General features: G+C 40.1%; 18 protein-coding genes. 12 read left to right on the top strand and 6 right to left on the bottom strand.

The window, feature by feature from the left end; translation table 11 throughout:
* Positions 1-1,375 precede the first annotated feature (1,375 nt).
* Positions 1,376-3,631: a GumC family protein gene (locus tag I8748_RS02510; protein ID WP_198123092.1), complete on the top strand. Its 2,256-nt coding sequence runs from the start codon at positions 1,376-1,378 to the stop codon at positions 3,629-3,631.
* 147 nt (positions 3,632-3,778) lie between these two features.
* Here I8748_RS02510 and I8748_RS35595 read toward each other — a convergent pair whose 3' ends face one another.
* Both I8748_RS35595 and I8748_RS02515 read right to left on the bottom strand, forming a co-directional pair.
* Positions 3,779-3,904 (bottom strand): hypothetical protein, encoded by a 126-nt coding sequence (locus I8748_RS35595; protein WP_263975715.1) that lies wholly within the window; start codon positions 3,902-3,904, stop codon positions 3,779-3,781.
* 390 nt (positions 3,905-4,294) lie between these two features.
* The gene (locus I8748_RS02515) at positions 4,295-4,498 is read right to left on the bottom strand and encodes a hypothetical protein (protein WP_096551964.1); all 204 of its coding nucleotides are present in this window, start codon (positions 4,496-4,498) and stop codon (positions 4,295-4,297) included.
* 239 nt (positions 4,499-4,737) lie between these two features.
* Between I8748_RS02515 and I8748_RS02520 the strand changes: the two genes are divergently transcribed.
* The 4 genes from I8748_RS02520 to I8748_RS02535 all read left to right on the top strand — a co-directional run bounded on the left by I8748_RS02520 (position 4,738) and on the right by I8748_RS02535 (position 8,386).
* Complete coding sequence (locus I8748_RS02520) at positions 4,738-6,897, top strand: Tex family protein (protein WP_198123093.1); 2,160 nt, start codon at positions 4,738-4,740, stop codon at positions 6,895-6,897.
* 92 nt (positions 6,898-6,989) lie between these two features.
* Positions 6,990-7,334, top strand: a complete 345-nt coding sequence (locus I8748_RS02525) for a 2Fe-2S iron-sulfur cluster-binding protein (RefSeq protein ID WP_198123094.1) — start codon at positions 6,990-6,992, stop codon at positions 7,332-7,334.
* A 312-nt stretch (positions 7,335-7,646) separates the two neighbouring features.
* Positions 7,647-8,045 (top strand): phage holin family protein, encoded by a 399-nt coding sequence (locus I8748_RS02530; protein WP_198123095.1) that lies wholly within the window; start codon positions 7,647-7,649, stop codon positions 8,043-8,045.
* Positions 8,046-8,194: 149 nt separating this feature from the next.
* Positions 8,195-8,386: a YqaE/Pmp3 family membrane protein gene (locus tag I8748_RS02535; RefSeq protein ID WP_096551970.1), complete on the top strand. Its 192-nt coding sequence runs from the start codon at positions 8,195-8,197 to the stop codon at positions 8,384-8,386.
* 284 nt (positions 8,387-8,670) lie between these two features.
* Here I8748_RS02535 and I8748_RS02540 read toward each other — a convergent pair whose 3' ends face one another.
* A complete protein-coding gene (locus I8748_RS02540; protein ID WP_198123096.1) occupies positions 8,671-9,471 on the bottom strand; it encodes a histidine kinase in 801 nt (266 codons plus the stop codon).
* 392 nt (positions 9,472-9,863) lie between these two features.
* On the opposite strand from I8748_RS02540, the gene I8748_RS02545 reads away from it, so the two are divergent.
* The 4 genes from I8748_RS02545 (at position 9,864) to I8748_RS02560 (ending at position 15,955) form a co-directional block, all read left to right on the top strand.
* A complete protein-coding gene (locus I8748_RS02545) occupies positions 9,864-10,088 on the top strand; it encodes a hypothetical protein (protein WP_198123097.1) in 225 nt (74 codons plus the stop codon).
* Positions 10,089-10,124: 36 nt separating this feature from the next.
* Positions 10,125-10,460 carry a cytochrome c6 PetJ gene (gene petJ / locus I8748_RS02550; protein WP_198123098.1) on the top strand — a complete coding sequence of 112 codons (336 nt, stop codon included), beginning with the start codon at positions 10,125-10,127 and terminating at the stop codon, positions 10,458-10,460.
* 166 nt (positions 10,461-10,626) lie between these two features.
* Positions 10,627-11,646: an aldo/keto reductase gene (locus I8748_RS02555; protein ID WP_198123099.1), complete on the top strand. Its 1,020-nt coding sequence runs from the start codon at positions 10,627-10,629 to the stop codon at positions 11,644-11,646.
* Between the two features lie 142 nt (positions 11,647-11,788).
* A complete protein-coding gene (locus I8748_RS02560; protein WP_198123100.1) occupies positions 11,789-15,955 on the top strand; it encodes a tetratricopeptide repeat protein in 4,167 nt (1,388 codons plus the stop codon).
* Positions 15,956-16,427: 472 nt separating this feature from the next.
* Here I8748_RS02560 and I8748_RS02565 read toward each other — a convergent pair whose 3' ends face one another.
* Complete coding sequence (locus I8748_RS02565; protein ID WP_198123101.1) at positions 16,428-16,724, bottom strand: hypothetical protein; 297 nt, start codon at positions 16,722-16,724, stop codon at positions 16,428-16,430.
* A gap of 268 nt (positions 16,725-16,992) precedes the next feature.
* On the bottom strand, positions 16,993-17,472 hold the full coding sequence (locus I8748_RS02570; RefSeq protein WP_198123102.1) for a DUF4385 domain-containing protein: 480 nt from the start codon (positions 17,470-17,472) through the stop codon (positions 16,993-16,995).
* Between the two features lie 187 nt (positions 17,473-17,659).
* Between I8748_RS02570 and I8748_RS02575 the strand changes: the two genes are divergently transcribed.
* The 3 genes from I8748_RS02575 to I8748_RS02585 all read left to right on the top strand — a co-directional run bounded on the left by I8748_RS02575 (position 17,660) and on the right by I8748_RS02585 (position 19,228).
* Positions 17,660-18,127 (top strand): VOC family protein, encoded by a 468-nt coding sequence (locus tag I8748_RS02575; protein ID WP_198123103.1) that lies wholly within the window; start codon positions 17,660-17,662, stop codon positions 18,125-18,127.
* A 40-nt stretch (positions 18,128-18,167) separates the two neighbouring features.
* Positions 18,168-18,746, top strand: a complete 579-nt coding sequence (locus I8748_RS02580) for a Uma2 family endonuclease (protein ID WP_198123104.1) — start codon at positions 18,168-18,170, stop codon at positions 18,744-18,746.
* Positions 18,747-18,952: 206 nt separating this feature from the next.
* Positions 18,953-19,228 carry a hypothetical protein gene (locus I8748_RS02585; protein ID WP_198123198.1) on the top strand — a complete coding sequence of 92 codons (276 nt, stop codon included), beginning with the start codon at positions 18,953-18,955 and terminating at the stop codon, positions 19,226-19,228.
* Between the two features lie 185 nt (positions 19,229-19,413).
* Here the strand turns inward: I8748_RS02585 and I8748_RS02590 are convergent, their stop codons facing one another.
* Positions 19,414-20,103, bottom strand: coding sequence for a Uma2 family endonuclease (locus I8748_RS02590; protein WP_198123105.1), 690 nt, complete (start codon positions 20,101-20,103; stop codon positions 19,414-19,416).
* Positions 20,104-20,205: the final 102 nt, after the last annotated feature.

Here is a 20,205-nt window from a genome sequence, read left to right on the forward strand (position 1 = left end):
ATGCACTTCCTTTGGACAGGGGAACACAACGAGGAGGAAAAGAAGTTTGAGTAGCGACGAACAGCTTTTTACTAGGGATAAAATTTTCCCTACAGCTAGCTGCTCTACAGACTTATAGGAAAACTTTTTTGATGTCCAAGGAGTTACTTCTATAGAGATTACCACTATTTCGCATTAATACTGAATTTTATTTGAGAAATTCGGAATTTACTATTCTTATGAGCCTATTTGCTGTTTTTTCACCTTGTTTTTGCTTGTTCATTTGTATTGCATGTAATTTTTAGCTAGAGTATTATTCCTAAAGTATATTATTACATGTAATTTTGAATACTAGAATACCATGTTTCAAAGTTAACAATTCTACTTTATCAAAAATTCATTTTAGTAGTATATCTTTAAACTTTATCTTCACAAAATAGATATTATAACCAGTATATTTTCCTATCTTTAATTATTATTAATAAATTAGCTACTCGTTAATATTTTTAATGAGTCTATTACAACTTTTTATTAACAAGAGAAAGAGTTCAAACTCTAGAGATAGACTCCTACATGCAAGATAACCTGCATTGAACTGCTAGGTTTGTATATCCATGAGATTGTTTATTTCAGTAGTTATTAAATATTTACTACCTGTACGCAAAGTAAATTGATATTAAATTGGCTGCTAAGAGGTAGTCGAGCAATATTTTGCATTCATGGCAACGTTTAATACCAATTTGTAATTCGTGAGCAACTTGCCGTCTTGGACGCCACATCCTCCACTTGAGGAGCCAGCGCAGTGAGGCAACGTTGTCTTGGGGGTTCTCCCCCAATTTCCAGTTCCGAGTTCCCCATAAGCGCCTGCCAAAAGGCTTTGCTGACAGCCGCACAACTGCCGATCTCAAGAGTATTAGCGAGCTTGCAAGCATCACCTGAAGGGTAATTCGTAATTAAGATTCGTCAGTTATGTACTGGGTTTTGGAGTTTGAATGGTTGCCGAATTTTAGAGAATTGGTATAACTTGTAGGTTTTCATAAGGAGTACAGCAAGTGGTCACTGTACTACCCCAATCTGCTAGAAGCTGGCCAGCAAGGATCTACGATTTCTGCTGTGCAGTACGATAACCAGCTTTGAGCAAGGCAGTTGTCTGGGTCAGGATAGCCCATAATAGTACAAAATTACTATTTTGTGTATACGCCTGATATCAAGTATCTCAATGTCATCTAAAACGGCTATTAACACCTCAATTCTGAACCTTCTATAATTATTGAGAAACAGTCTCTTGTATTTTCAGCTACATGACCTAAGCTTTTAAAAGCTGTTAAGCTAATTTGGATGAATGCAAATTGCATGTACAAGTTTTGCCTTTTGTATTACAAAATATTAATAAGTGATGGAAAAATATTCTTTTCAACCCTCAAATTCTGATCGCAATAATAACTCTGTACCTCCATTTCCTCAGGATCAACCTGTTTCATGGAATGAATCACAACGAGATGGCTGGAGTTTCAAAGAATTTCTTAGTGTTGTGCGAAGACGAGCAATTGTGATTGGAGGCGTCAGTATAACTATGATGTCCACAGTTGTGATCACCTTAATGTTGAACCCAAAGCAACCAGACTACGAAAGCAATTTTCAGTTGTTAGTAGAACCTGTTAATGATGACACCAAAATGGTGGATATTGTTAAAGACCCTAACTTAAGCCAGTCTAGCCTAGATTACGAAAGTCAAATTCAGGTTCTCAAGAGTCCTGAACTAATGGCAGGTATTGTTAAACAGTTGCAAGCTTTCTATCCAGATATTAACTATGATTTTCTAATCAACTCACTGAGTATTACTCGTCTAGGTGAAACAAAGATTATACAAGTTAGCTATCGAAATCATGATCCAAATCAAATTAAAGTTGTACTAGACAAAATTGCTCAAGAATATTTAGACTATAGCCGAGAAAAAAGGCAAACTAAGTTGCGTCAGGGAATTAAGTTTATTGAAAAAGAGTTGCCATCTGCACAAAGTCGAGTTGATCGGTTACAAAAAGAACTGCAAAAGTTTAGGCAAAACAACAACTTTGCCGATCCAGATAGCCAACTTGAATTAGTTAGCAAACAAGTTAGTTACTTAACTGAACAACGGCAAGCGATTGATAAGAAATTAGCAGAAACTCGTGCTAATTTTGCTATTTTAAATCAAAAAGATAGAAGATTAGCAATATTAAATGATGCTCCTTTGTATCAGCAGTTACTTAATCAAGCTCAAGAATTAGATGTTCAGATCGCTAAGGAATCAACTCGTTTACAAAACGATAACCCAACTCTCAAAACATTGAAAGAAAAAAGGCAAAGCTTGTCAACTTTATTGGCTCAAGAGTCAAAGTACGTTTTGGATACAAAAATTGCAGAAGTAGCCAATCAAATTCAAATTCTAGAGGTGCAGAGTCGAGAGTTGGCTAAAGCAGAACAGGCACTTCAATTCAAACGTGAGCAATGGCCAATCTTGGCACGAAAATACACGGAACTACAGCGGTCATTACAGATTGCCACTGAGAGTCTGAATCGTTTTTTATCTACTCGCGAAACCCTGCAAATTCAAATTTCTCAGACAGAACTGGGTTGGCAGTTACTTAAAGCACCAACTAAACCAGAATATCCCGTTGTTTCTTCCGATTTCCGGCGCAACTTAATACTGGGATTAGGTGCAAGTATTCTCTTTGGAATTAGCGTTGCCTTACTGATAGAAAAGCTTGACAATACCTACCATAATGTTGATGCCCTAAAGGAGAAGGTCAAATTCCCATTATTAGGAAATATTCCATTTGAAAAGCAAGTTCAAAACAATCAAGAAAGCACTAGCGTCAACACCTTGAAAGAAAAGGTCAAAATGCCCTTATTAGTCAATAATCAATTGGAAAAGCAAGTTCAAAAAAATCAAGACTGCACCCTTGCTCAAGAAATTTCCCTGGTAACAGTACCAAATCACTTTTCTGATAGTATTGCCGGCTCAAGCATCATACCTGAGTTAGATTACAGCAACTATTCCGCAAAGTTTTTAGAAGCTTTGCGAGTACTTTATGCAAATATTCAACTACTGAATAATGATCGCGAGATTAATTCCATTATCATTAGTTCAGCTACGCCTGGTGACGGGAAGTCTACAATTGCTTTGCATCTAGCCCAAATAGCTACAGCAATGGGGCAACGAGTACTACTTGTAGATGCCAATCTTCGCCAACCAGTGATTCATACTCTATTAGGTTTAAATAACGTGTGGGGATTGAGTAATTTAATTTCTACAAACTTGCCAGTAGGAGAAGTACTTAAGCAACTACCTTCTATAAGCAAATTATCTGTAATCACTGCTGGGCCAATACCACCAGATCCCACAAAGTTGCTTTCGTCTGAAAAGATGCAGCGTCTGATGGCAGATTTCCAGAACACCTTTGACTTAGTAATTTATGATGCCCCCCACCTAGCTGGGCTGGCTGATGCTACCCTACTAGCACCCCACACCAATGGCATTTTGATGGTGGTGAAGATGGATAAAACAGATGCTTCAGTACTAAATAGAACTTTAGATAATCTGAACAATTCCCGGCTGAATGTCTTAGGTATGGTTGGTAACGGTCAGAAGGGGAACTTTAACAGCTACTAAAAATAAGCTAAAACACATTTAAATAGCATAATTATTCATGTTCGCGTAGCGTCTGGGTTAGGAGAAGGTCGTTGACCGATGAACGCGCTTGAAAGCTCAAGTCGAGAAACCCTGACTGTGCAACTGGCTCCTGATGACTGTCATCAGTTATCGGTCATCGGTCAACACAATTAGATCTGCAACTTCAATGCGGAACAGCTTAATACAATTTGAGATTTTTGAGCCACTGCCTTGCACAGGGAAGTCCCAAGGGTGAGGCAGTGCTGAACTCATAATGCTGCCTCCTTGTTGAGTGCAAGTTGCGTGATTATAAAACAATTACCACTAGTCGCTTTTAACGCTTCAAGGATAATAAACGATCGCCAACGCTAATTTTAAGCATAATTACTCATTTATAAAAATCAGGTTATCTTGATATCTCACAGATGCATCATCTGTGGAGCTGCGAAAATCTTGAGTGTATATCGATTGATAGCTTTTAATTGATTCAACCAGATTGTTTATAAAGTCTATATCGGGACTTGTGGCTTCAGTTGTGAAGCCATAAATTAATGTATAATTTTGTACTGAATAGTTTAATTCAGAAGAAGAATTAGTTCGTCGCACTGACTATTCTTTGCTTCCTCTGAGTTTTTTCTACTAGCTTGAGTTTGTTTTTACTCATTATTCCTGCAAGAGTCTGTTAGAGCCAACGATGAGCAAAACTAACAGTACAAGCTGGATCTGCCAAGGGGCTAAAATCAGACTCAAAATCAGGCTGATAATTGTAAACAAACCTGTAAAATAAGCAATTTCGTCTGTACATTTTTTCGAGAAATAGCCAGTTACTAAACCAGCAAAGAGTGGAACTAAAAAAAACAAAGGCATTTTTACTAACCTCTGAACTAAAGTAGAAGTGTTGGTACAGGAAGATTCACAATGTTTTTCTTATTGTGGTCAATTTTACATCTTAGGTGGTTTTTACTACAACAGCCTATAGAAATAAACGGCTCATAAAGTCAAGAATATGCAATTATTCCGTAAATAAGCTTAACACTTGGTGCTAGAACTGTGAGAACGATCTAGCATATTACCTCTAGGAGTAAATTTTTCAACTTAAACACCCGATGCTGAACATTCCTCAACTACTGGCAACTGAACTAGACCTCAAACCTTATCAGGTGCAAAACGCGCTGGAACTTTTGGCGGAGGGTGCGACTATCCCTTTTATTGCCCGTTATCGTAAAGAACGTACGGGTGAGATGAATGAAGTTCAACTGCGCGATTTATCTGATAGGTATACATACTTAACAGAATTGGAAGAAAGGAAATCAGTAATCTTAAATGCGATCGCTGAACAAGGTAAACTCACCGATGAACTGAAAACCAAAATCACATCTTGTTTACAAAAAACTGAACTTGAGGATTTATACCTACCCTATCGACCAAAGCGACGTACCCGGGCCACAGTCGCTAGAGAAAAAGGACTGGAACCGCTAACAGAATTTATCAAGTCGTTGAATGTGAAAAATGCTGTCTCTGCGTCATTAGAATCAGAAGCGGCAAAGTATATTTCTGAGGAAAAAGGAATAAAAACAGCACAGGAAGCATTAAAAGGTGCTGCGGACATCTTAGCGGAAGAAGTGGCAGAAAAAGCTGATTTACGGGCATATATTCGAGAATATCTTTTAGAAGAAGGGTTATTTGTCTCCCGCATCAAAGATGATTATCCAGAAGGTACAACTAAATTCGAGATGTACCGCAACTACCAAGCTAAGGTGAAAAATATCGCACCTCACAACATGCTGGCGTTGTGTCGAGGTGAATCTGAGGGCGTATTAAACTTTGAAATAGCCTTTGATGAAGATGTAGTACTTTCTTATCTGGAATCCCAGGGAATTCGCACAAAAACTCGCGAAATCAGGGATTTTTATCAAGCGATGTTGAAGGATGCATTCAACCGTTTGATGAAAACATCACTTGTGGGGGAAGTGATTTCTGAAAAGAAAACTTACGCAGATATTGAGTCAATCAAGACATTTGAAGCTAATCTGCGAGAGTTGCTGCTGTCTGCACCAGCGGGAATGAAACCAACACTGGCAATTGATCCCGGCTTTAGAACTGGTTGCAAAGTTGCAGTCCTTGACCAAACGGGAAAATTCTTAGAATATCAGGCAGTGTTTCCCCATCAAGCTGCGGAACAACGTACTAAAGCTGCACTAACTATCAAGAATCTAATTGAAAAATACAAAATTGAGTTAATTGCCATTGGTAATGGTACAGCTTCCCGCGAAACAGACGAGTTTGTATTGCAAGTATTACAAGCAATAGACCGTAAACCAATTAAAGTGATGGTCAATGAGTCCGGTGCATCTATATATTCTGCTAGCAAAGTGGCATTAGAAGAGTTTCCCGATTTAGATGTGACGGTGCGTGGTGCCATTAGTATCGGTCGCCGTTTGCAAGATCCCTTGGCAGAACTTGTGAAAATCGATCCTAAATCCATTGGTGTGGGACAATATCAGCATGATGTTGATCAAAAATTGCTGAAAAAGAAGCTTGATGAAACTGTAGAAAGCTGCGTCAACTACGTAGGCGTAGACTTGAACACCGCCTCCAAGGAACTTTTAACTTTTGTTTCTGGCATTACAGCAGCGGTTGCTAACAACATTGTTGCCTATCGCAATCAGTATGGAGCCTTTAAAAATCGCCGACAACTGTTGAAAGTGCCGAAGTTGGGGCCAAAAGCCTTTGAACAGGCTGCGGGTTTTTTAAGGATTCGTGGTGGTGATAACCCCTTGGATAATACAGCTGTGCATCCAGAAAGTTACTCTGTTGTGGAAGCGATCGCATCCGATCTCAATGTGCCATTAAATCAGGTTACACAAATTGCCGAAAAACTCAAAAAGACAAATTTGAAGAAATACGTTACCGATACCGTTGGTGAACCCACACTACGTGACATTCTCGGCGAACTGGAAAAACCAGGTAGAGATCCCCGTGCGGAATTTAAGTATGCCACCTTTAAAGAAGGAATCAAGGAAATTACCGACTTGCAAGTGGGGATGGAACTTGAGGGAATCGTTACTAATGTCGCCAACTTCGGCGCGTTTGTAGATATTGGCGTACATCAAGATGGTTTAGTGCATATATCTCAACTAGCCGACAGATTCGTAGACGATCCCAAAAAAATTGTGAAAGTTGGACAAGTCGTGAAAGTACGAGTGCTGGAAGTTAACGAGAAATTGAAGCGGATTAGTTTGTCGATGAAAGCATTCAAGCAATAAGAGGGAATGGGGAGTGGGGAGTGGGGAGTCGGGGAAAATTACCTTTACTTTAAAGTGTTATTTAATTACGAATTACGAATTACGAATTATTTATGGCAGTTTATCAAGTTCGACTCATCAATCCTGGAATGGGATTAGACCGTACCATCGAAGTACCTGATGATCAATATATTTTGGATATCGCTGAAGAAGTTGGTATTCGCTTACCATCTGGATGCAAGCAAGGCGAATGTTCTGCTTGTGTTGCCAAACTTGTTAGCGGTGAAGTTGATCAAAGTGAGCAAAAATTTCTCCAGCCACATGAAATAAAAGCTGGCTATGTAGTGACTTGTGTAACTTACCCTTTATCTGATTGCACTTTAGAAACTCATCAAGAACAAGTGTTGTATAAATCATCTCTTTATTATAAGCAAGATTATACAGCTAAATCTGAGTAATTTGCATCCATTTCTCTTAAATAAATCTTAAATTTGAGACGAGTTAAATAATTATAAAGGCTGGTGTTTGCAGCAGGCGATCGCGCTTTAGTTGACAGTCAATAACCGATGCTGCAGGGTAATATATTTTTTAGAGTTACCTAATTGAGTAGCGCTTAACTCATCTAAGTTGAGATAGTGCAGTTTATCAATAATTCAGCCAAGCGATAGAAGCTCAATCTATCCTGCAAGAGATGTAAAAGCTGAGCGCATTGTTAATGATGGAATAAGGATTTTCAAAACCATCTATCTCTAACTTTATAGGAGAAAACAGTGTTGACACCACTTTTAACCGCAGTAGCTACAGCATTAAGCTTGTTAATTGTTGATTTAGTTGTTCCAGGGGTTGATATCGCTAATTTCCCCGCAGCTGTGATTGCTGCTTTAGTAATTGGTTTGATTAACGGTTCAGTGAAGCCAGTTCTGTCTACACTTTCTTTACCACTTAATTTTCTAACATTTGGTGCTTTTTCGCTGGTCATTAACGGTTTGTGTTTCTGGTTAGCAGCAGTACTGGTTCCTGGTTTCTCCGTTCATGGAATTATCGGTTTTCTTCTTGGGCCAGTGATTCTATCTTTTGCTAATACATTCATTAACAAATACTTTGCAGAGAAAAATCTGGCTTTAACCAGTGGTGATGTCAAAACCCAAGGTGAATTACCCTCTAGATAAGTCTCAGTAAGGGTAGAAATAGTAGTCGTATCGATTTTCTACCCTGCATCAATTCTCTTAATTAAGAAGATGATTTATTAGGCGTAATTCCTAATCATACATCTTTCACAGAATGTAATTAAACAAAGTCACAAAATTGTAGCAAAATTATGAAATTAGTTCGTTTTCTTTTAGGTATAGCACTGCCTCCTTTAGGCGTTTTCCTCACAGTTGGTGTTGGCCCCACTTTAGTGATTAACATTTTACTTACACTTCTTGGTTGGCTTCCTGGTAGTATTCATGCAGTTTGGGTTATTGCCAAGCATGAAGAACAATTAAATAGAGAAGGTAACGTTTACTAAATAGAATTTGATTTCACTAATATCTATTAAGTAAATGGGGTGGGTAATACTCACTCTCTTCTCCCAAAAAAAGATTCCCGGCTTTTTAGAGAAGTCGGGAATTTTGTTGTATACCAATGGTAAAGAAACATGATTTATTCAGATTTACAGCAAGTAGGGGCGTACAGCTGTACGCCCCTACAAGTGATTCATGTGTAGCAAATATTTTTGGAAATGGTATAAAAATGTTAAAGCCCCTCTTCGCGTTGGAGAGGGGTTTAGGGAAAGCTTCTACGTTAAAGAAGTTATTTCTTAACAATTTCTTTTTCTTTATCAGCAGATTCTTTGTCTTTGAACAAATCAGCGGTTGCTAGCAGTAACTCTCTGAGAGTTTGTTTAATTTGACGTTCCTTTCTAGCTATGGATGTACCAGCTTCACCTAGTTTATCTTCTATCTGCGATCGCTTCTGTTCTACCTGGGTGGCTAGAGCTTCTGCTTGCGGACGGGCTTGATTGTACCAGTTTTTCGCGTCGTCTAGATAACCTTTTACCTCTTCGGAACGTCCACCATAACGCGCTGCTAAGTTAGCTCGTACAATAGCGAGTTGTGCTTGCAGTTGAGCGTAACGTTTCTTTAACAAAGAAACTTCTTCGCTATTTTTGATAGTATTAACAGCAGAATCAATAGCATTTTTAGTGCTAGCTGTTTTTTCTTGACCTGTTTCTTCAATCTCTGCCAAAATTACATCTACCTCTTGTTGAATTTTTTCTTCTTCACTATCAAGCTGAGCTTGTAATCTTTTCAATTCTGATTGAGTTCTAGCAATTGCTTCGTGTCTTTTAGTATTAATCCCTTCTAGCGCTCCTTCTATGGATGCTGTGACTTCTTCTTTAATTTCTGTGCCTTTACCTTGCAAACTGTCAACCACAGCAGAAACAGCATCTTTCACAAGATTACGAATTTCGCTAGAGCCTTCTTTTAACTCAGAAGCTACCTGACTAACTGCTGATTTCACAATTTCACGGACTCTTTCAGTTCTTAACTGTCCAGTTTCTTTAACCTGTCTAAGATCATTTTGAATTTGGTCTTTGATGTTGTTAGTCATTTTACACTCTGGAGAATTAACTAATTTGGATAAAAGTTTATAGACATGGTTTACATTCACATTATGGCGTAATCCTTTGGGAGCAGGCACTTCCTTTAGATAGAAAAGGAATACAATTTTTGATTTGGGATTTTAGATTGTGAATCACCTTGTGCATATGGCTTTGGCGAATCAATCTGTCGGCATCATTTATCAATTTGGTATAAGTACTCTAGGGATTTTCAGTAAAAAATATTCCACTGCTCACAGTCAACAGTTATCAGTCATCAGTCATCAGAGAAATGTGGTGCGTTAAGCGTTGCTATAACGCACCCTACAATTGCAGGTTATGTGTAATCTGTTGTCAATTTGTGAGATGATAAGTAGCAGTTAGTCGTAAATGAGAATTATGTATGTGGCGGGTAAATATCACTTGCTCAAATGATGCATGGAAGCAGTATGGTAGTGATTTCAAAGCAATGGTAGAGAAGTATGCAGCCGAATGTATTGCTTCTAAAAAATTGCCAGATGGTATGCGGATTATGGCATATAAAATTGAGGATGTCAGCGATGCTGAAGCTTTTCAGGAAGATTGTGCAAAATTTGCTGGATTTACAGCTGATTTTGAATCATTGTAAAATTAGTTTTGTTAAATTCCTCTCAGGAGAAACTGAGTGCAAAAACTACTAAGATTAATATTATTGGTACTTTTAATATTGACAACTGCTTTTACTTTGCCTGTAAGTGCAGTAGATACAGCTAACGGTACAGCAGTTTTTAGCGTTCATTGTGCAGGTTGTCATATTAATGGTGGTAATATTGTCAGGCGGGGTAAGAACTTGAAAAAGAAAGCGCTGAAAAAATATAGTATGGATTCGATAGAAGCTATTACATCTATTGTCACTAATGGTAAAAGTAATATGTCAGCTTATAAAGACCGTCTTACTGAACAGCAAATCCAAGATGTTGCTGCTTACGTGCTAGAACAAGCTGAGAAAGACTGGCGATAAAAGTTAGGAGTTAGGAGTTAGGAGTTAGGAGTTAGGGATTGCTTGATAAAATTATGCATTTTTCTTTGTGCCTTTGTGTCTTACTGGTGAACAATTTAATCTTTAATCACAAAGACACGAAGGGAAAGATCTAAAAAATTGACCTAAATAAATCATTAATTTCCATATGAGTTTACCTGTAGAAAGTCGTCTTCAATTTACTGCTGATTTAAATATTTGTCGGTTATTAAATGGGATGTGGCAAGTGTCTGGCGCACACGGACGCATCAATTCTAAAGCGGCTATCCAATCTATGTTTCAATATTTGGATGCTGGCTTTACTACTTGGGATTTAGCAGACCATTATGGCCCAGCAGAAGATTTTATTGGAGAATTTCGCCGTCAAGTTATTGCTAACCGTGGTCAAGAAGCTTTAGCTAATTTGCAAGCTTTTACAAAATGGGTTCCTCGTCCTGGGAAAATGACGAAAAAGTTAGTCGAGGAAAATATTGATATTTCTCTGAGAAGAATGGATGTGGAATCTTTAGATTTGATGCAGTTCCACTGGTGGGAATATCAAGATAAAAATTATTTGGATGCCCTCAAGTATATGGCAGAACTGCAAACTGAGGGCAAGATTAAGCATTTAGCTTTGACTAATTTTGATACGGAACATTTACAAATTATTACCGAAGCAGGCATAAAAATTGTTTCTAATCAAGTGCAATTTTCGCTAGTTGACCGCCGTCCTGAAGTGAATATGATTCAGTTTTGTCAACAGCATGATATAAAACTTTTTACTTATGGTAGTGTTTGCGGCGGTTTGTTATCAGAAAAGTATTTGGGAAAATCGGAACCGCGAGGTTTTGATTTGGGTACAGCTAGCTTGCGAAAGTACAAAAATATGATTGATGGTTGGGGTGGTTGGCAATTATTTCAAGAGTTACTTTCTACTTTGAAAGAAATTGCTGATAAGCATCAAGTCAGCATTGCCAATGTGGCGGTGCGTTATATATTAGATAAGCCTGCGGTGGGTGGGGTGATAGTTGGTGCAAGGCTTGGTGTCTCGGAACATATTGCAGATAATGCTAAGGTTTTCGGTTTGAAATTAGATGCTGAGGATTGCGATCGCATTGACATCATATCTCGTAAGTCACGGGATTTGTATCAACTCATCGGCGATTGTGGGGATGAGTATCGGCGATAACAATTATTTCTCTGTGTCCTCTGCGTCTCTGCGGTTCGTAAAAGAATTGATCACGCAGAGGCGCAGAGGCGCGGAGAGGTAAGTTTTCGGGAATTGGGTGATAATACGGTGAAGGTTATTGTGGAAATTATAGCTGTAAGCCATGCCTTTGACTTTCACCTTCGCCCTGAGTCAACAGCAAAGTTTTGAACTGCGCTGTCACTATGGTTCACGCCGCTTGGATAAAGTGGAGTTGGCGGCACTGATTGATTTGTGTGAGCAAAATTATTATTCTAAAGAACGAGATAGCTTACATGATCTCACTGAGTTGGGACGGCGAATTTATCAATGGCTGGATGGGAAAGAAGGATGGCTGAGAAAGTCGTTGAATGAGGCGGATGAGCAAACGATTTATCTCGATTTGATTCAAACCAGTGAAGCGCAGGGGTTGAACCCAGAAACAGAACGGGTAGCTTTGGGTTTGGCGCATTTACCTTGGGAATTGCTACATGATGGTGCAGGGTTTTTAAGCGAACGTTTGGATATTTCTGTTTTACCAGTGCGTTCTGTGCAGCAGCGTCAAACTCAAGTAATGGGGGTGCAAAATCGGCCGTTGCGGTTGCTGTTTATGGCGACTTCACCGGAAGATCCTAGAGTTCCACCTTTAGATTTTGAGCGGGAAGAAGCGAATATTTTACAAGCAACTAAGGATCAGCCTTTAGCGTTAATTGTTGAGGAAAGTGGCTCGGTTGCGGAGTTAGCTAATTTGGTGAAATCCTATCCCGAAGACTATTTTGATGTCTTTCACCTCACGGGACACGGGATAATTTACACGCAAGATTACCGCTTTTTGCTGCCAAGAGGTACAACAATACCAGATAATACGCCTTGCTTTATCACTGAGGATGAAGTCGGGAATATCCAACTTACAACTGTTGATGATTTAGCTAAAGCTTTTCGCGGACGCTGGCCTCGTGTGACTTTTCTCTCTGGTTGTCATACAGGACAGGTTGCTAATAAGGGGACAGTACCCTCGATGGCGCAGGCTTTGGTGAAGGCGGGGGCGGGTATTGTTTTAGGTTGGGCGCGTCCGGTGTATGACCGCACGGGTATTATAGCAGCACAAGCACTTTATCAAGCTTTGGCGACGGGGGCAACTGTGGAAGCGGCGGTGAAAGCGGCGCAGCAGGAGATGATTGACAAAAAATGCACCGACTGGCATCTGTTACGGATGTATCGGGATACGCGTCCCATTCAGCAACTCGTAACACCGTTGCGAACAAAGAATCGTGAAAAGCTGAAGTTTACAACGCCAGAACAAGAATTTCTCGATGAGAATAATCTAGTTAAAGTTGCTGGACAATTTGAGTTTGTCGGACGCAGGCGACCTTTACAACGGTGTATCAAGGCTTTGCAGGAAACCAGCGACTACATCGGTGTGTTGATTGCGGGGATGGGTGGACTGGGTAAAAGTAGCTTGGCGGCGCGGTTATGTAGGCGGGTAGAGGCGCAGCGTCCCAATTTTGCGCGAGTCGTGTTGATTGGGCCTTTGGATGAGAAAGGTTTGCTGAATAAGCTTTCTAATAAGTATGAGCGATTTGCAGATGTGCCTGCACTGTTGAATGAACCAAAGGTGTCTGTTAAAGGACGGTTGCAAAACTTTTTTGAGGTAATTGAAAACGAACACAATCAACCTTTGCTGCTGGTGCTGGATGACTTTGAGCAAAACATCCCTGAAGCTAACGTTGAAGATGGTTCACTGCGGATGACGGCGGAAGCTTACGAAATTTTAGCAGCGATTTGTGCAGCATTGGAGGAAAACGGGGCAGAAAGTCGGCTGATTGTCACTTGTCGCTATTTAAAGAAAGATACTTTGCCAGATCATCGCCTGCATTTGGAATCTTTAGCGGCGATGAGTAGCAGTGATATTGATAAAATTTGCTTTCCTTTAGATCAAGAAGTTAGGCAACAGTTAAGAACTCAGCGGATTATTAAGATAGCTGATGGTAATCCCCGCTTGTTGAAGTGGCTGTTAGAAGTGATTCAGCAGCCAGGACTAGCGGCGGATGAATTACTCACTCGGCTGGAGAAGACTGAGCAAAAGTTTCGTGAAAATATTTTGGCACAAACTCTGCTGGATGCTTTGGAATTGGAAGAACAAAAGTTTTTGGCACGGTTGAGTGTGTTTCATCTGCCGGTGAGGGAGGATGTTGTTAGGGCTATCTCTCCCGCCTGGGACTCGAAGTCCCAGGCTAATAGCGAAAGTCCTCTGAAGAGGACTGAGGATTTAGGGGAGGGAATTTCTAGTCGCCTTGGGAGTTCGGCTATGAATCAGGAAATTGATTTCGTGGCGGTTATGGATAAGCTTGTCAGTCTTAGTTTAGTGGAGTCCGCCACCACTCACCCGACACAGCCAGCTAATTACCGAGTGACGACAATTTTAGAACCGCTGTTAGAACCAGTGTTGAGTGAGGAAGAATGGCAAGCAACCCGACAGCAAGCCGTGAGGAAAATTCATCAAGTTTGGTGGGAGCAGTCTAAGCAAAAAACAAAAGCAGAAGGATTGGAAATTGTGCGTTTAGGGCTACTTGCGAAAGAACAAGAAATTGTTGTCAGCGTTGGGGGTAGAATTGCAAGCTCTTGGGTGAACAATTCCCGGTTTGTGGAAGCTTTAGATTTATGTGAGCAAATCTTGGCAGTTTTTCAAGACTACCGCATTTTGGGAACCATCGCCCCTGCGGAACAGGTTTTAGGTTTTGTGCAAGAAGCTGTTACTCATTATCAGCAAGCCTTAGACCTTTGCCCTGAAGAGAAATTACAAGAAAAATCCACTACCCTCAACAACATGGCAGGGGTATTCGCCGACCAAGGGGACATAGCAAAAGCGATCGCACTCTGTGAGCAATCCTTGGAAATATCTGAGCAAATTGGCGATGTCAAAGGTAAAACTGCTATCCTCAACAACATAGCAGGGATATTCGCCCACCAAGGAGACATCCCAAAAGCGATCGCACTGTGGCAGCAAGACTTGGAAATATGTGAACAAATTGGCGATGTTAAAGGTAAAGCCGTTACCCTCAACAACATGGCACTACAATTCGCCCACCAAGGAGATATACCAAAAGCGATCGCACTCTACGAGCAAGATTTAGAAATATGTGAGCAAATTGGCGATGTCAAAGGTAAAGCTGCTACCCTCAACAACATAGCAGGGATATTCGCCCACCAAGGGGACGTACCAAAAGCGATCGCACTCTACGAGCAATCCTTAGAAATATGTGAGCAAATTGGCTATGTCAAAGGTAAAGCCACTAACCTCCGCAACATCGCAGGGGTATTCGCTGACCAAGGGGATATACCAAAAGCGATCGCACTCTACGAGCAATCCTTGGAAATATCTGAGCAAATTGGCGATGTCCAAAGTAAAGCTGCTACCCTCAACAACATGGCAGGGATATTCGCCAACCAAGGGAACATACCAAAAGCGATCGCACTCTACGAGCAATCCTTGAAAATACGTGAGCAAATTGATGATGTCAAAGGTAAAGCCGCTACCCTCAACAACATGACAGGGGTATTCGCTGACCAAGGGAACATACCAAAAGCGATCGCACTCTACGAGCAATCCTTGAAAATACGTGAGCAAATTGGTGATGTCAAAGGTAAAGCCGCTACCCTCAACAACATGGCACTGGTATTCGCCAACCAAGGAGACATGCCAAAAGCGATCGCACTCTACGAGCAATCCTTGGAAATAAAGGAGCAGATTGGCGATGTCAAAGGTAAAGCCGCTACCCTTAACAACATGGCACAGGTATTCGCTCACCAAGCGGATATACCAAAAGCGATCGCACTTTTAGAGAAAGTTGCTTCCACACTTGCACAAATACGTGCATACAGTGATTTAGTAACAATTCTGAGAAATTTAGGCTTAACAGACGAAAGCAACGGTTTGGTTTACCTAGCTCAAGCAGTCTGGCTGACGCTGAGGATTCAAGCTCCCTTGGCAAGTAACATTGAGGCTTTATATAACAAAGTGGCTCAAGGTGATGAACTAAAAGCTTTGCTAGGTGCAACGGCTATTTTGTTTTGCAAGCACCGAGGTAAAGGTCATCCGCAGTTTGAGGAACTTCTAGAACTTAGTGTAAAGATGATATCAGGGGCGGCGAATGCCCAAAAAATTGAGACACAGGAAACTTTTGATAATTGGGTTGTCCAACAACGGCTAGATGATCCAGAATATTTTCTCCCTCGACTCAATCAACGCCTAGAGGAGATTGTCGGCGATGGGTGGTTGTTTGACCGCAGTCAGTTTGAGGTGGGGAGATGAGGGGGATGAGGGAGATGAGGGAGATGAGGGAGATGAGGGGGGATGCGATCGCGTTACTCTTAATTTAATCGCTCTCCATGCTGTGAGTTTCTCTAATTTCCTAACTTGCACCTAGCCTTGGCGATTAGAAATCGCGGCTACACAAACAAAACCCGCCTACACGGGTTTCAAATCTTTGACTTTGTTTGTAAGACACCGAAAATCTCTGGCGGTGCGTTATGGACGATAGTCCTAACGCACCCTACAAAACTAATGGCAACAGCTATACTCCAAAATCCCAGATCTAAAATTCAAAGTCCCAGATCTAAAATCCGAAGTCCCGGATCTAAAATCCGAAATCCCAGATCTAAAATCCGAAATCCCAGATCTAAAATCCAAAATCCCAGATCCAAAATCCAAAATCTAAAATCCAAAATCTAAAATCCAACAACAAAAAACCCCCGTTTTCTTTGAGGAAACGGGGGTTTCAAAGTTATGAAACTACAATCTGACGGATTAGAATACTCATCACTTCATCAGGGTTGCCGGTTGGTAATAGTTGACTCCAGTCTCCCACGTTTGCATAGCCAATCACTTGCAAATAGTGGATTGTCCCAGTAACGGCTTTGGGAGAACCTATCAGTAAATGCTTTATCGGTTCTCTGGTAGGCAATAGTTTTGCAAAAGATTGCTTAGGAGTGGGTACATCTGAATCTTCGCTTGGCAAAAAACCCTCAAACTCTCCTTTGGCAAAGTTTTGATCATCTCCAAACTGTTTTTCTTGTGTCATGATAATGTTGGCTCCTATATTAGGGGTTCTAAGAAGGGCGATCGCAGTGCCTTGCTACGGAGAGCGATCGCCTTTCTTGTACATTTGACTGTACATTTATAATATAAAGTATAAATTTATACTTTGCAAGCCCTAATTGCAAAATTTTTTTAATTTTTTGTCATTGTTCATTAGTTATTTATATTTACAACTGACAACTGTAGGGGCGGGTTTACCGATTAACTTGCTACCAATTGAGTAACATTGCAAAACCCGCCCCTACAACTGACTAATGACTATTTATTTCATACATCTGTTTATGCTTGGCTAAAAGCTTTTGATATTTCTCATTCGTCTTTGCTTCTATCCACTTGGTTTTAAATATTGCCGCTGATTCTGCTTTTACTGGATCTACTTCGTAGGGTAAAATCTCTTTTTTCGAGCTTGATGTCTCTGAATTTTGTTTATATTTTCTACCGCTTTTATGATTAGCATAACGGCGAGAGCGAGTATAACCCATTTGCAGAAACTTCCGTGCCATATCCGCCCCTACAAAATCATCTTGCTCTAAATAATCAAGAAAAAGTTTGTAGATTTTCTCGCTGGATTCCTTGGCAATATCAGGAGTTTTAAACCGCCAGTAAGGCAGAATTTCTGACTTGTATGGTTCTACCAAAAGCACACCCTGCTCACCTTTTCCAACGCGATAGAGTTCAGGATGTTGGCGAAAATCGATATTGGGAAAGTCTAAAGAATAATCAAAAGCCATGCTAAGTTTTTAAGATAAATAATAAACTTGAAAAAAACAGCTTAGCTTCTATCTCAGTAGGGAAATTTTATTTATAGCAATAGCCAAGGTGGTTAGGACATCAACAGATGATAAAACCTAGACACAAAAAGGCTTTTCACCCAGTCCCTAGTCCCTAGTCCCCAGTCCCCAGTCCCCAGCTATAACTATGCTATCTAGCCCCAAATCTGTAAATAGTGTGCTTGCACGAGGCGTTTTGCGTAAAGTGCATCATATCGCCCTCAACGTCAAAGACATGCAAGCTTCCCGATACTTTTACGGGAATATCCTGGGTTTGCACGAACTCACAGGTGATGAAGTCCCTGCAACTTTGGTGGAACTTGTTGCAGCTGGGAAAGTCGCCAACTTCATCACCCCCGATGGTACAATTCTGGATTTATTTGGCACACCCGATTTAACACCACCAGATCCAGATCCAGAACGCAGTTTTACCAGAGCATACCATCTAGCCTTTGACATAGATCCACAGTTATTTGAGCAAGCAGTGGCAGTGCTAAGAGAAAATGAAATTGCGATCGCTCATGGCCCAGTCACCCGTCCTACTGGTAGAGGTGTATATTTTTACGACCCCGATGGCTTTATGATTGAGATTCGTTGTGATCCAGATGTGCATTAAATAATTCTTTGTCAGCGTTCAAAAAACGGAAAATACTTCTATGACAGCAATGACATTAAATCTTAATTCTATTATCAAACTGACAAAAGAACAGTTTTATCAGTTGTGTCAAGAAAACCCCGATTTAAAATTAGAACGCAATGCCCAAGGAGAGTTAGTCATCATGCCACCAACGGGAGGAGAAACTGGTAGAAGTAATGTTAATTTAATTCTACAATTAGCAACTTGGAATGAACAAAAGCAACTAGGCGAAGTGTTTGATTCTTCAACTGGTTTTACTTTACCAAATGGTGCTGATCGTTCTCCTGATGTTTCTTGGCTAGAAAAATCTCGTTGGGATAGTTTGACTCCAGAACAAAAAGAAAAGTTTATACCTTTATGTCCTGACTTTATCATAGAAATCATGTCACCATCTGACAATTTGAAAAAAGTTCAAGAAAAAATGCAAGAGTATATGTCAAATGGATGTCGATTAGGTTGGCTGATAAATCGAAAAAAGCAGGAAGTTGAAATTTATCGTCCCGGACAAAATGTAGAAATTTTAAACTCACCTCAAACACTTTCTGACGAAAATGTTTTACCTGGTTTTGTACTCAGCCTCAAAAAAATTTGGGGATGAACTAAAATTATTCCAATACATTTCAGTTAAGCCATTTCTTCCTTCTCTGTGTGTTCTCTGCGTCTCTGCGGTACCCTTCGGGAAGCCGCTTCGCGTCTACGTTAAAAAAAATTACTTTAATCAAGAATACAAGCCTTAACTGAACCGTATTGTCCTATATTATTGAAAAAAGACTAGTGAATTCATCGACTATGAGCGCCAAACTAATGCAAATATTTCAAGTAATAGAACAGACAATTATAAAACCACCAATTCCCCACGAACCACATAAACAATCATTGAAAGCTTGGGCGATGTATTGTCTGCGAGACAGAGGTTTTAAAGTAGTTTATGCCCAAAACGCCGACTTTGCTATTGAAACCAAAGGCGAAGATAAGTTATATTTCAAAGTCTCTAATAATGCTGTTGATTTAGATAATTCTTTTAACTGGATAGTTTGGGATAGTGCAACCAAAAGCGCTAGTTTTATTCCCCAAAAATAGACTAATAATACATTTTGGATTTTGGATTTTAGATTTGGGATTGGGAATCGCTTTGTATGTCTGGGTTATGTGAATCTATCTGTCAGATTATTTTTTAAATTGGTATAACAAGTTGCTTTTTTGATATCTTACACCAATTGCCACAAATGACAACTAACAATTGACAACTGACAAATAATTTAAGCTTATCTTCCTTCGCCAGACAACTGCTGCACGAATATTTGATGTTCTGGCGAATTTAATCCTAACTGTAACACAGCCAATACTTGTTGCATATTGCCAGCGAGTAAATGTGGCATCGACAACCACAAACCAGGAAATACTTGACTTTTGATAATTCCACCTGCATCTACTTCTAAGGATAAATATTCTCCTTGTTGCAGACTAAACCAATCTAATTTGTTCTCAAATATTTGCCAGATAATATATTCTTTTACCCCATTACGACCATAGACTTTTTTCTTATCATGTAAGTCAATAGCAACACTGCTAGCGGCTATTTCTACTACAAGTTCTGGCGCACCTTCTATATAATCATCTTCACTCAAACGAGATTGTCCCTTAGCTGTTGGTGTAATTAATAGCACTCCATCTGGTTGCGGTTCATTGTCTCGATCTAAGCGCACTGTAGGCTCAATTCCTAATCTCACACCAGGGGTAGCAACTTGGTAAGTCCACAACCAACCTATTACCTGACCATGTGGTTCAGCATGACTTTCAAAGCGTAATGGGGATGCCAAGTATACAACTCCTTCAATTAATTCTGCTTTGACATGATGGGGCATTGCTTGATAGCGTCGCTCAAATTCGTAGCGAGTGAGGCGATCGCCATTCTCTAAAGGAGGAATTCGCTGCTTGAGTGATACATTGACCATGATTTTCTGCTTTGACAAGGAGCCTTACTTTATTATGGCTTGATTACTTTGGCGGAAACTAGAAATTCTTAGTTTGCGTCACCTCAAGTGTTTTTTGCACTC

It is taken from the genome of Amazonocrinis nigriterrae CENA67, assembly GCF_016056305.1.
GTDB classification, from domain to species: domain Bacteria; phylum Cyanobacteriota; class Cyanobacteriia; order Cyanobacteriales; family Nostocaceae; genus Amazonocrinis; species Amazonocrinis nigriterrae.

What these genes read in the sequence shown, in the direction of transcription:
- I8748_RS02510 (WP_198123092.1), top strand. Translation starts at nt 1,376, where the DNA reads ATGGAAAAATATTCTTTTCAACCCTCAAATTCTGATCGCAATAATAAC.
- I8748_RS35595 (WP_263975715.1), bottom strand. Translation starts at nt 3,904, where the DNA reads ATGAGTTCAGCACTGCCTCACCCTTGGGACTTCCCTGTGCAAGGCAGT.
- I8748_RS02515 (WP_096551964.1), bottom strand. Translation starts at nt 4,498, where the DNA reads ATGCCTTTGTTTTTTTTAGTTCCACTCTTTGCTGGTTTAGTAACTGGC.
- I8748_RS02520 (WP_198123093.1), top strand. Translation starts at nt 4,738, where the DNA reads ATGCTGAACATTCCTCAACTACTGGCAACTGAACTAGACCTCAAACCT.
- I8748_RS02525 (WP_198123094.1), top strand. Translation starts at nt 6,990, where the DNA reads ATGGCAGTTTATCAAGTTCGACTCATCAATCCTGGAATGGGATTAGAC.
- I8748_RS02535 (WP_096551970.1), top strand. Translation starts at nt 8,195, where the DNA reads ATGAAATTAGTTCGTTTTCTTTTAGGTATAGCACTGCCTCCTTTAGGC.
- I8748_RS02540 (WP_198123096.1), bottom strand. Translation starts at nt 9,471, where the DNA reads ATGACTAACAACATCAAAGACCAAATTCAAAATGATCTTAGACAGGTT.
- I8748_RS02545 (WP_198123097.1), top strand. Translation starts at nt 9,864, where the DNA reads ATGTGGCGGGTAAATATCACTTGCTCAAATGATGCATGGAAGCAGTAT.
- I8748_RS02555 (WP_198123099.1), top strand. Translation starts at nt 10,627, where the DNA reads ATGAGTTTACCTGTAGAAAGTCGTCTTCAATTTACTGCTGATTTAAAT.
- I8748_RS02560 (WP_198123100.1), top strand. Translation starts at nt 11,789, where the DNA reads ATGCCTTTGACTTTCACCTTCGCCCTGAGTCAACAGCAAAGTTTTGAA.
- I8748_RS02565 (WP_198123101.1), bottom strand. Translation starts at nt 16,724, where the DNA reads ATGACACAAGAAAAACAGTTTGGAGATGATCAAAACTTTGCCAAAGGA.
- I8748_RS02570 (WP_198123102.1), bottom strand. Translation starts at nt 17,472, where the DNA reads ATGGCTTTTGATTATTCTTTAGACTTTCCCAATATCGATTTTCGCCAA.
- I8748_RS02575 (WP_198123103.1), top strand. Translation starts at nt 17,660, where the DNA reads ATGCTATCTAGCCCCAAATCTGTAAATAGTGTGCTTGCACGAGGCGTT.
- I8748_RS02580 (WP_198123104.1), top strand. Translation starts at nt 18,168, where the DNA reads ATGACAGCAATGACATTAAATCTTAATTCTATTATCAAACTGACAAAA.
- I8748_RS02585 (WP_198123198.1), top strand. Translation starts at nt 18,953, where the DNA reads ATGCAAATATTTCAAGTAATAGAACAGACAATTATAAAACCACCAATT.
- I8748_RS02590 (WP_198123105.1), bottom strand. Translation starts at nt 20,103, where the DNA reads ATGGTCAATGTATCACTCAAGCAGCGAATTCCTCCTTTAGAGAATGGC.